The organism is Chryseobacterium geocarposphaerae, from assembly GCF_002797535.1.
Lineage (GTDB): Bacteria > Bacteroidota > Bacteroidia > Flavobacteriales > Weeksellaceae > Chryseobacterium > Chryseobacterium geocarposphaerae.
The window spans coordinates 65,306-77,820 of record NZ_PGFD01000001.1; the positions used below are offsets into that span (position 1 = coordinate 65,306).

Below are 12,515 nucleotides of genomic sequence, written 5' to 3' on the forward strand. Positions count from 1 at the left end.
GATATTTATACAATGATTTAACAGGATTTATAAAAACTAATTTCAGAAGACAAAAAATTAAAGTAACTTTACATTCTCTTTTAATAAAAGCTAGAAAAATTACATGTATTTAGTTTTTGATACAGAAACCACAGGTTTACCAAAGAATTTCAACGCTCCGCTTTCAGATTCAGATAACTGGCCAAGAATGGTGCAGATTGCGTGGCAGTTGCATGATGATGACGGAACTTTAATTGAAAACCAGGATTATATTATAAAACCAGAGGGGTACGATATTCCCTTCAACGCGGCGAGAATTCACGGGATCACTACAAAAATTGCCAATGAGGAAGGTCGTGATCTTGAGGAAATTTTAAACGAATTTTCTAAAGTTTTAGAAGAGGTAAGAGTTGTTTCCGGGCATAATGTTGAATTTGATTACAACATTGTCGGAGCTGAATTTTACCGAAAAAACATAAAAGACAATCTTCAGGAAAAACCAAGAGCCGACACCATGATTTTAGGTACGGATTTCTGTCAGCTTGGAGGAGGTCGAGGAGGAAGATTTAAACCTCCGAAACTGGAAGAACTTTACGAAAAATTATACGGTCATAAGTTCGATGAAGCGCATAACGCAGCAGCCGACGTAAATGCAACGGCTCAGGTTTTCTTCGAAATGATGAGAATCGGGGTGATTCCGGCTGAGGTTTTAAAAACTTCCGAAGATCAGCTGACTTACTTCAAGACATTATATCCAGATCCGATCAAGCCTTTCAATATTATTATCAGAAGGCAGGTTGCTGATTTTAACAATAAGAAAAAACAGCAGGATTTTGGAAGTATTGATGAAATTGATTTAGGTAGATATTTTAATTTCAACAATCACAGTGTTTTTTCAACGTTGATGGCTACTTCGAGCATTAATGATTTAATCAAAAAAGCGACTGATGATAATTTTCCTGCCGTCGGAATGGTGGATCTGGGAAATATGATGGGAGCTTTCAAATTTGTTTCTGCGGTTGAAGGAGCAAATGGTGACCGTGCAAAAAAGCATAAAGAATATTTAGCTAAAAAACAGGAAGCGGAAGAGAAAGGAGAAGAGTTTAATGAAGAAGAACCGGTTTCAGAGCCTTTGATTCCTGTTGTTGGGTGTGAGTTTTATATTTCTGACCGTTACGAGCAGAAGCAGTTTACGAAAGACGATCCCGACAGAAGAACGCAGGTTGTTTTGTTAGCAAAAGATTTTAACGGCTATAAAAATTTAGCAAAACTTTCAAGTATAGGTTTCCTGAAAGGATTTTATTTCGGGGTTCCGAGGGTAAGCCGGGAACTGATCGCTGAATATAAAGAAGGTGTAATCGCTTTAACTTCAGGAATTCATGGAGATATTCCGGATGCAATTTTGAATACCGGTGAACAGAAAGGGGAGGAGCTTTTCAAGTGGTGGAAAGATACTTTTCAGGATGATTTTTATGTTCAGATTCAAAATCATAAACTGCCGGAAGAAGAGCATTTGAATGATGTTTTATTGCATTTCGCTGATAAATATAATGTCAAAATTTTAGCACAGAACGAAACTTTTTATTCCAATAAAGACGATTCTAATATTCAGGATATTGTAAGCTGTATCAAAGATGGTGAAAAACTGACAACTCCTGTAGGAAAAGGTTTTGGTAAGAGAAGAGGTTTGGCGACGGGAGAATATTATATTAAAAATGCAGACGAAATAAAAGAAGCATTTCTAGCTTATCCTGATGCTTTTGAGGCATACGAAGAATTTACGGCAAAATTCAAACCTTATACTTTAAAAAGAGATGTTCTCCTTCCGAAATTTGATATTCCTGAAGAGTTTATTCATGCTGAAGATGATATTGACGGTGGAAAACGCGGTGAGATGGCTTATCTTACACATTTAACCTATGAAGGAGCAAGAAAAAGATATGGAGAAGATGGAATTACTGCTGATATAAAGGAACGTTTAGACTTTGAGCTTGAAGTTATCGCCAATACAGGTTATCCGGGGTACTTTTTGATCGTACAGGATTTTTGTAACGAAGCCCGTAAAATGGGGGTCTGGGTTGGTCCAGGTCGTGGATCTGCAGCGGGATCTGCGGTAGCTTATTGTATCGGAATTACCAATGTTGACCCGATTAAATATGATCTCCTTTTCGAGAGATTCCTGAATCCAGAAAGGGTTTCCATGCCCGATATTGATATTGACTTTGATGATGAAGGTCGGGATAAAATTATCAAATGGGTAGTTGAAAAATACGGTAAAACTCAGGTAGCCCAGATTATTACGTATTCGGTTTTAGGTGGAAAATCTGCGATTAAAGATGCAGGACGGGTTTTGGATGTTCCGATTCCTGATACCAATAATATTGCAAAACTCATTCCTCCGAGTCCGGGAATGAACATTGCAAAGGCTTTATCCAAATATGATAAATTAAAGCCGGAAGAACAGATGCTTGTCGATGAGATGAGGTTGGTTCTTGACAGTCCTTCCGATCCGCGCCATGATGTGTTGGCGAGTGCAAAAAAAATGGAAGGCTGTATCCGAAATACAGGAATTCACGCTTGTGGTGTCATCATTACGCCGGAAGATGTGAGCAATCTGGTCCCTGTAACGATTGCTGCAAAAGATGCCGATATTTTGGTGTCTCAGTTTGATAACTCCGTGGCAGAAAGTGCAGGATTGTTGAAAATGGACTTCTTAGGTCTTAGAACCTTAACCATCATTAAAGATGCATTAAAACTGGTAAAAGCCAGACATGGGGTTGATATTGATCCTGATTTGATTCCGCTTGATGATGCTAAAACCTATCAGTTGTTTAAAGAAGGGAGAACGGTCGGGATTTTCCAGTATGAAAGCCCGGGGATGCAAAAATACATGAGAGAGCTGAAGCCAACGGTTTTTGCCGATCTTATTGCGATGAATGCCCTTTACCGACCGGGGCCTATTAAATATATTCCAAACTTTATCAACAGGAAGCACGGAATTGAAGAAATTGTTTACGATTTACCGGAAACAGAGGAATATTTAAAAGAAACATATGGTATTACCGTTTATCAGGAACAGGTAATGTTGTTGTCTCAGAAATTAGCCAATTTTACAAAAGGTGAAGCTGATACATTGAGAAAAGCGATGGGTAAAAAACAAATCGATGTTCTTAATAAAATGTACCCGAAATTTATTGAAGGAGGAAGAAAAAATAATCTGAACGAAGAGAGATTAGAGAAAATCTGGAATGACTGGAAAGCTTTTGCGGAATATGCCTTCAATAAATCTCACTCTACCTGTTATGCGTTTATTGCCTACCAAACCGCTTATTTAAAAGCCAATTATCCGGCAGAATATATGGCGAGTGTAATGAGTAACAACATTAACAATACTGATTCTATTACCATGTTCATGGAAGACTGTAAAAGTATTGGGGTTGATGTTTTAGGACCGGATGTGAACGAATCCCAGTATAAATTCTCGGTAAACGAAAAAGGACAGATCCGTTTCGGTTTGGGAGCGATTAAAGGAATCGGGGAAGGTCCGAGTGAGGCAATTACCAGAGAAAGAGAAAACGGAAGATTCAAAAATATTTATGATTTCTTTGAAAGAATCTTGCCTTCTCAGATGAATAAAAGGGTGGCGGAAAGTTTAGTGTTGGCGGGAGCTTTTGATGAACTGGATTCTTTCCATAGAGGACAGTATTTTGATATTGACATGTCAGGAAGAACCAACCTGGAAAGATTAATCAGATATGGACAAAGCTTCCAGGAAAGTAAAAATGAGATGGAAAATTCGCTTTTTGCTGATTTTGCTGAAGAAGTTCAGATTGAACAACCAAAATTAGCACCTTGCCCTGAATGGCCCAATATGCATAAACTGAATAAAGAAAAAGAAATTATCGGCTTCTATCTTTCTGCGCATCCGTTGGATGAGTTTAAATATCAGTATCAGTTCATGCAGGGAAGCTTATCTAAAAAAGCGGTGCTCGAAAAAGATGATGAGGCCAAAATAATTGTTGATGAAGTACCGATTTTGGAGAAAGACTCTGTAGATGAGGTTACAGATTTAATAGAAATTGTTTCTGATGATATTGTGGCAGGTGAAGAAGAGGAAATTATTGAAGAAGTAACGAAAAAAGCAGAGCCGAAGGGTGTTTTCCATTTTTTAAATCTTGATGAGGTTGACGCTTATAAAGAGCAGGCTTTTGCCAATAAACAGGAAGAGTTGTTTGAAGAAAAGAAAAAAGACTGGAAAACCTTGCAGAAGGAAAGAGAGAACGGCGGTGGTGGAAAAGAATATACTGTTGCTGGTTTGATTACAGAATACGTTGTGAAAGACGGTTTCCGAAGTGGTGAAAAGGTTGCTTTTTTGACGTTGGAAGATTACTCGGGATCGTATTCTTTCAGATTAGGAGATCGTGATTATATGAAGCTGAAGGAAAAACTTGAAGTTCAGAGATTTGTTATTTTAAAGATAAAATTTGCCCAGGTAAAAGACGGAAGGGTTTTTGTAAATGTAAATGATGTAATAGAGCTTCAGGAAGCATTCGAAAGGTTTGCAAAAAGTATCTCATTGGTCATGGATGTGATGGATTTCCGGCCGGAGGATCTTGCTTTTTTCAGATCAGTATTAGAGCGAAATCAGGGAAATCAGAAACTGAAATTTTATATCAAAAATGTTGATGATGATTTGAATACCGAACATCTTGAAGTGCAATCGATGAAGCATTCGGTGAATCTGAATGGTGATTTGATAAAAGAGATACAATTGTTAAACAAATATGAGTTTTATCTCAACTAAATTTGTACTATTTTATATATTTTTAGTTAAAAGTGGCTTTTTTGTCACTTTTTTTTATTTTTTAATTGTAAAAAAAGTTTTGCCAATATTCTTTTTTTGTTGAAATATTGTTGATTTTCAATTTATTGATAATTAATTACTTATGAATATATTTCACTTTATCGATTTTTTAATTTAATTCTTTGGGTTGTGTTTTTTGTCAATGGAAATTGTTGTTTTGTTAAAAAATATTTAACTAAATATTAATTTTAATTAAAATTATATTGATTGTTTTGTATTTTTACCACAATAATATTTAATAATCATGAAGAAAATTTATCTTTGGCTCTTGTTGGTCAGCAGTTTTGCAACAATGAAAGCACAAACCACGTATTACTCCAAAGCCTCGGCTACAGATTTTACAGCTGTAAGCAGTTGGGGAACTGCTACAGATGGTACAGGTACCTCGCCAACCAGCATTAGCAATGCAGACAATTTTGTTATTCAAAATGCTTCTGTAATGACACTTCCCGCTAATGCCTCTGTCAGACAGCTTACTATTAATTCCGGAAGTTTAACTGTTGCCGCAAATACCCTTACGGTGAGTAAAGCGGGAGCATTTGACTCAACACTGACACTTTCTGGAGGAACTTTAACCGTCTCTGGTGGAAATGTAGTTGTCAACGGAAACTTTAATCTTACTGCAGGAGGAAAGTTAACTCAAAGTGGAGGTAATATTTCCGTAGATGGAAATAATGCAGGGGCAGCTACAGGAAGTGTGGCTTCTGGAACATTTATAGTAAACTTTGCGCCTACAGCTAATACAGATATAGATTTATCTGGGGGAACATTTACTATTGTAGATCCACATTATACCACAACAGATACTTTCCAGTGTTCAATACCAACAGCAGGTGCTACTGCAGCCACTGGGACGCATACCTTTAGATTTGGTGATGGAATCTCTACGGATAATGGAGGAACTAACGGTTTTGCTTTTTATAGCTGGAACGGAACAGGGATTTTTAAATTTAAAAATGTAATATTAGAAACTGTTACAGGAGGAACAAACAGATTCTTTCTAGCAAATGGAACTTATAGAAATACAGTTATTACCGGAGATTTAACTATAAATGCAGGGGCGGAATTTAGGAATGCGGGGACTAGTAGCTCTACTGGAGCCAGCTATTTCTTAGGGAATATTATAAATAATGGTACCTTTACAAGTTTGGGAGGAGTAGCTTTTGCAGATGCTACGTCTGCAAGCTCTACATCTTTAACTGTTTCTGCAGCAACCAATGCCCAAACTATTTCAGGAAATGGTATTTTTAGAAATTTAACAACGTCTCCCACGGCTAATTTTACAAGCTTAATAATTAATAATTCAAGTGCTGGAGGAGTAAATTTCTCTAATGCTAATTCTTTGTTAAATGGAAGTAATACGGGTACAGTATCAGGAACTTTAACATTTACTAATGGGATTATAAACACTGGTTCCAATACATTTGTCTTAGGTATTAGCGGAGCTGCAGTGGGAACGCTTTCTTACACAGCAGGAGGGTTTGGTTCGGGTTCTACATTTAGCAGATGGTACGGAACAGCAGGATCAGGAACAACAATAGCAGCATCAACTGTACCTGCTGCAGGTGCAGGTACTTATCCTTTTGTGACAGGGAATTCAGGTGCTTACAATGCTAACCACTTTCACAGAGCTACTGCAGCCTTAACTACTGCAGGTCAAATGGCAGTTAAATTTAATGGTGCAACTGGTACTTCTTCAATAACTCCTGTAACTGAAAGTTCATTAACTTATGATAGGCAAACGAATGCTAATTGGATCGTAACTACTTCTGCAGGATATGCTTCCTCGGCTGCACATACTTTGGCAATTCAAGGTCAGGGAACTTATATTGCTGCTAGTACAAATGTTGCAGTATTAAGCAATGGAGCGTTGGTAGGGACTGCTCAGGCAGGTACAAACCAGCCTATGGGACAAAGAACCGCAGTGCCTGCTGCAAATATAGCGGCTACTTATACGTTAGCGACAATTGCTGCAGAAATGCCTACAGAATCGGCTCAATCAGGACCATGGGAAAGTACAAGTACATGGGTAGGAGGTGTAGTGCCAAGTTGTGTAAATGCAGCTGTTTTATCAGGTCATACAGTAACTGTAAGTGCTTCTACAACAGCAACTCCTAGCAATATTATTATTAACGCAGGAGGTAATTTATCCGTAACAGGAGGATCTATTACAGTAGGTTGTACTAATAAAAATAATTATGTTAATAATAATGGTACTTTATCAGTATCCGGAGGAAGTTTAGTAGTAAATGGAAATATTAACAATGCTACAGGGTCTACTTTCAGTCAATCAGCAGGGGCAATTGTTGTAGATGGAAATTCTGGAACAGTTGCAACATCGGTATTAACAGGAATGCCATTAGTTTGGTTTCAGTCTAATAATGTAAATCTTACAGGTGGAAAACTAACAATTGTTGCAGGGCATATTGGTACAGCGGCAGCCGATAGAGCTATTACTTATGTTCCAACAACAACTCCTTATCCAAACATTACTACTGGACATACTATACAGTTTGGAGATGGTATTTCAACAGTTGCAAACAGTACCAAAGGTTTCGAAACTTCATTAGCAACCAGATTTTATTTCGGTAATGTTATTGTTAATACTTTATCATCGGCAAATGCTTTTGTGGCTTCAAGTTCTTCAACTGTAGTTATAAATGGCAACCTGACAGTTACTGCAGGTGAATATAGAGGAGGAACTACTACTCAGGTTGTTGGTGGTAATATTGTAAATAATGGTACTTTAACTAATACTGGAACTTTGACGTTTGGACAGGTTACGCAAACTGATATGTCAAGTCCGACAATTACTCCACAAACGACAGCTCAGTCTGTAAGCGGCTCTGGGGTATTCAGGAATTTAACAGCTTCTCCAACGGCTAACTTTACAAGTGTAACAGTCAACAATAGTTCTTCGACAGGAGTAACATTTGCAGATGCAAATTCCTTGTTAAACGGAACAAATACAGGTACCGTATCAGGGACATTAACCCTGACAACTGGATTTTTAAATACAGGCGCTAATACTTTTGTTTTAGGAACTTCAGCTACTTCTAACGGAACTTTATCTTATACAGCAGGTGGTTTCAGCACGGGTAGTACCTTTGCAAGATGGTGGCCAACCACTACGGCTACCGGTGCATCTATTACTGCATCAACAACGACCACCGCAACAGGAGCAGGAGTTTACCCATTTGCAACAGGAACAAGTACTGCATTTTCGGCTAGAAACATGTATTTGTATCAAAGTGCGGCTGCTACAACCGGTGGAAAAATTGCAGTACAATATAATAATGTTGCTGGAACAAATACGGTAAGCATTGTAGACGGAGCTTATACCGTAGATACACAGGCAAAATCTAATTGGGTTGTTTCTCAATCTGGAATTACGGGAACACCAACTTATAGTATGGCAATAAACGGGCAGGATATTTATACTGCTGCTAATGGAAACAGTAGAATTACATTGGCTTCAGCTCCAGCCTTAGGAACGCACCAGGCAGGAACAAGCTATGTAAATGCACAAAGAACGGCTATTCCGCTGGCTAATTTGGCTGACACTTATTATTTAGGTCTTTCGGCTTCAGATATTCCTTTTATATCTGTGGCAAATGGTAATTGGAATTCCGGTGCTACTTGGAGCAAAGGAACAGTGCCTACGTGTACAGATGTGGTACAAATTGCATCAGGTACAACAGTAACAGTAAATTCCGCGGGTAATACATCTAGAAATGTTACAATTAATGCAGGAGGAACATTGGTAAATGCTTCAGGAGATTTAACGGTAGGTTGTACATTAAATAATAATTTCCTGGCCAACAACGGAACATTGACGGTTTCAGGAGGAACATTAAATATTAATGGAAATATAGCAGTTAATTCCGGAGGTAAATTTAATCAGTCAGGAGGACAGGTAAATGTTGATGGAAACAATGCAGGTTCTGCTACAGGAAGTGTGGCCTCCGGAACATATATCGTAAGTTTTGCTCCAACTGCTAATACCGATATTAATCTTACTGGAGGAACCTTTACTATTGTAGATCCCCATTACACTACCACCGAGACTTTCAGAGTAACAGTGCCTACAGCAGGAGCAATTTCTGCTACAGGAACACATACATTTAAATTTGGTGATGGAATTTCTACAGATAATGGAGGAACTAATGGATTTAATTTTTATAGTTGGGCCGGAACAGGAATTTTTAAATTTAAGAATGTTGTTTTAGAAACTGTTACCGGAGGATCAAATAGATTTTTCTTAGTCAACGGAACATATTATAATGTTGTTATTAATGGAGATCTAACGATTAATTCTGGTGCGGAATTTAGAAATGCCGGAACTAGTACAACCACTGGAGCAAGTTATTTTACAGGTAACATTATAAATAATGGAACATTTACTACGTCAGGAGGGTTAAGTTTTGCAGATGCTACATCTGCTTCATCCACTTCACTTACCGTTTCGGCATCAACTAATGCTCAAACTATATCAGGAAGCGGAGTGTTTAGAAACTTAACAGCTTCTCCTACAGCTAATTTAACTTCGCTGACTGTTAATAATTCAAATCCGGCAGGTGTTACTTTAAATGTTCCTTTGTCAGTAAGTGGTACATTGACTTTAACGCAAGGATTTGTAAATACAACCAATACTAACTTATTGACATTAGGTACTGCAACTGCGGCGGGTACATTATCTGGAGGTAGTACTACTGCTTATATAAAAGGACCATTTGCTAGAACTATTGGTAATGCGAACACAAGCTATATATTATATCCTGTGGGTAAAACTGCCTATGCTCCAATTTCATTGTCGCCGGCAACTACTGCGGTAGCTAATATGAAAGCAGAAGCATTCGATACCAACTCAGGAACAGCATCTGCTACAATTCAGAATTTATCTGCGACAAGAAGATGGGAAGCTCCTTTAGTATCTGGTACTTTCACAACAATTAATGTAAGATTAGGAGATAATGCAATCACAAATGCTAATTTCCCGGTAATTGCACCAACAGCAAGTGGAATATATGATAGTTTGTTTGGTACTACAGGTACTTATGCTGCCGGTACACCAAATACAACACAGTCTACTACTGCATTGGCGGCGGCTAGTTATACAGGTTTCCTATCTTATGCGGAAATAGCTGCTGCACTTGGTACGCAAGAAGTGGCATCTAATGATAAAGAGATAAAAATCTATCCAAATCCATTTGTAGATGTATTGAATATTTCAGATATCAATACTATAAAATCTGTTTCAATAGTAGATATTTCAGGAAGATTGGTGAAAACATTTGATAAGCCAAATTCAACGCTTTATTTAGGGGAATTAAATTCAGGAATGTATTTAGTTGTTCTGAATATGAAAGATGGTTCTAAACAAACTATTAAAGCAATAAAAAGATAATGTTTGTTTATATGATTAATATATTGTAAAAAAAGCTTCCCAATTTGGGAAGCTTTTTTATTTTAATAGAATGTTATTTATCAGGTACCGGTTGGATATCTCCTGTATTTAAAAGATCAAAAACAGATGGGAAGAACATAACGAGGATGAAATAGATGATAATCATTAATACAATTAATGCAAAAAGAATAATGACTAAACTGTTGGGCTTGTTTTTCTTTTTTGGTTCCATGATTGTGGTATTTGGTTAATAGATTGAATGATAAATAAATCTAAGCTAATTTCTTGCCACATTGTTTACAGTATCTTGCATCATCATCAATATCCTCATTACCACATCGGTCACATATTTTTTCTAAGTTCTGTCTTTTATTGCGCATTTCGGCCGTTACAATTCCTGTTGGAACAGCTATAATAGAGTAACCGGCCAACATTAAAATAACCGCAAAAAATTTCCCCATGGGAGTAATGGGAGAAACATCTCCATAGCCAACTGTAGTTACTGTTACCACCGCCCAGTAAATAGATTGCGGAATGGTTTCAAAGCCGGGTCTTCCTCCTTCTACCATAAACATCAAAGAGCCGACAATGACCGAAAAAATAATTAGGAATAAAAGAAAAATATAAATCTTTCTGGAGCTGTTTTTTAGTGCTTTTACAATAAGATAACCATCGTTCATAAAATCCAGAAGGTTAAAGATCCTGAAGATTCTTAGCATTCTCAACATTCTGAAGATGAGAAAATACTTAGTAACGGGAAAGAAGAAGCTTAAATAAAAAGGAACCAATGCTAAAAAATCAATGATTCCGAAGAAACTAAAAATATATTGTTTTTTATTCTTTACTACAGCAATTCTGGACCAGTATTCAGCGGTAAAAAACAGTGAAATGATCCATTCAAGAATTAGGAAGGTATAATGGAATTTTTTATCCAGTTGAGGTACGCTTTCCATCATAATGATAGCGGTACTTATAAGAATTAAGGATAATAATACAATATCGAAGAGTTTTCCGAGCTTGGTATCGGAGCGATAAATGATACGATAAAGGAATCTTTTCCAAAGAATATCTTCAGGAATAAGATTGTGTTCTCTTTCCATTTTGAGCTGTTATTTCACAGGAAAGTTAATAATTTCTATTAAATATATACTAAAAATCCGATTGTTAAAAGAATGTTATTAATGTTAATATTTTTTTTAATCGAAAATAGGTGAGTTATTGTTTGTAAATATATGATTTTCAAATTGTTATATTAAGTAAAATACGAAAAAAATAATTAAAATAAAAATTTATTTTTTAATATATTTATATGTATAGTTTGTAATTTTATTCAACAAAATCTAATACCATGAGAAAATTATTAACTTCTTTTATTCCGATTTTCATATGTAGTTTTATATATGCGCAGGTTGGGATTAATACCACGTCTCCCAACGGAGCGACAGTGTTGGATATTACTTCTAGTCAGAAAGGAATTCTTATACCTCGTCTTTCAGATGCACAAAGAGATGCCAATCTTGCTGATAATGATGCTTCTACAGTACCTCCTGCGGGTGTTGTGAATGCTAATCTTACTGCAGGAACCTTAATTTTTAATACGACAGCCAATAATTTCCAGTATTGGGATGGTACCCTCTGGAGACAGTTCTTTGTTCCCACAAACTCTCAGGCTGGTAACGACGGTGTCGTTAAGATAAATTCTGGAAACGCAAATGTAAAACCCACTCTTACTTTAAATGCAGCAGGTAATAGTTTTGGTGCAGCTGTTACTGTAACGTATGCGACACCATTGGTGTTTGCTCCAAGTCCTACCACAAGTTGGCCGGAAACTACAGTGCCGTTCCCCGGTGTAACGTCAAATATTTATATAGCCGCAACAAATAAATGGAGGGAAAACGAAATTTATGGGCAGGTTCATATTTGGAGATTGATTGCGACGGTGACTGCAGGTGCCAGTTCTTCAGGTTCAGTAAAAGCAATTTTTAGAAATCCTGATTCCGGTTTTGAAGTTAATTCAATTCAACTTGTTCCTTCAGGTTCAGGAGCGAAAGTCCTTACCTTTTATTTCTATACTATTGCGGATCCTGACAGTCTTAACCCCGGAAGAGGATATGTTCTTTCTATGCAATCGGATGTAGATTGTACGGCGGTTGTAGAATCTTTTACAAGAGTATCATTATTTAAAGATTAGTTTCAAGTATATTTAAGTGTTTGTTGTGAACCGGCTTTTTCTCAAAGGCCGGTTTTTTATTGATATTTAATTTG

The 12,515-nt window shown here is 37.0% G+C and carries 5 protein-coding genes; 3 read left to right on the forward strand and 2 right to left on the reverse strand.

Annotated elements, in window-relative coordinates; translation table 11 throughout:
- Positions 1-103 precede the first annotated feature (103 nt).
- Together dnaE and CLV73_RS00300 are read left to right on the forward strand one after the other, a co-directional pair.
- The gene (dnaE, locus tag CLV73_RS00295; protein WP_100374912.1) at positions 104-4,783 is read left to right on the forward strand and encodes a DNA polymerase III subunit alpha; all 4,680 of its coding nucleotides are present in this window, start codon (positions 104-106) and stop codon (positions 4,781-4,783) included.
- Between the two features lie 304 nt (positions 4,784-5,087).
- A complete protein-coding gene (locus tag CLV73_RS00300) occupies positions 5,088-10,250 on the forward strand; it encodes a T9SS type A sorting domain-containing protein (protein ID WP_100374913.1) in 5,163 nt (1,720 codons plus the stop codon).
- A 73-nt stretch (positions 10,251-10,323) separates the two neighbouring features.
- On the opposite strand, the gene CLV73_RS18815 is transcribed toward CLV73_RS00300, so the two are convergent.
- On the reverse strand, positions 10,324-10,482 hold the full coding sequence (locus CLV73_RS18815) for a hypothetical protein (RefSeq protein ID WP_157798689.1): 159 nt from the start codon (positions 10,480-10,482) through the stop codon (positions 10,324-10,326).
- Between the two features lie 40 nt (positions 10,483-10,522).
- Positions 10,523-11,350 carry an ion transporter gene (locus CLV73_RS00305; RefSeq protein ID WP_100374914.1) on the reverse strand — a complete coding sequence of 276 codons (828 nt, stop codon included), beginning with the start codon at positions 11,348-11,350 and terminating at the stop codon, positions 10,523-10,525.
- 248 nt (positions 11,351-11,598) lie between these two features.
- On the opposite strand from CLV73_RS00305, the gene CLV73_RS00310 reads away from it, so the two are divergent.
- Positions 11,599-12,441 (forward strand): hypothetical protein, encoded by an 843-nt coding sequence (locus CLV73_RS00310; RefSeq protein ID WP_100374915.1) that lies wholly within the window; start codon positions 11,599-11,601, stop codon positions 12,439-12,441.
- Positions 12,442-12,515: the final 74 nt, after the last annotated feature.

Bases quoted from the DNA above. Each gene is read 5' to 3' on its own strand.
- dnaE (WP_100374912.1), top strand. From the start codon at position 104: ATGTATTTAGTTTTTGATACAGAAACCACAGGTTTACCAAAGAATTTC.
- CLV73_RS00300 (WP_100374913.1), top strand. From the start codon at position 5,088: ATGAAGAAAATTTATCTTTGGCTCTTGTTGGTCAGCAGTTTTGCAACA.
- CLV73_RS18815 (WP_157798689.1), bottom strand. From the start codon at position 10,482: ATGGAACCAAAAAAGAAAAACAAGCCCAACAGTTTAGTCATTATTCTT.
- CLV73_RS00305 (WP_100374914.1), bottom strand. From the start codon at position 11,350: ATGGAAAGAGAACACAATCTTATTCCTGAAGATATTCTTTGGAAAAGA.
- CLV73_RS00310 (WP_100374915.1), top strand. From the start codon at position 11,599: ATGAGAAAATTATTAACTTCTTTTATTCCGATTTTCATATGTAGTTTT.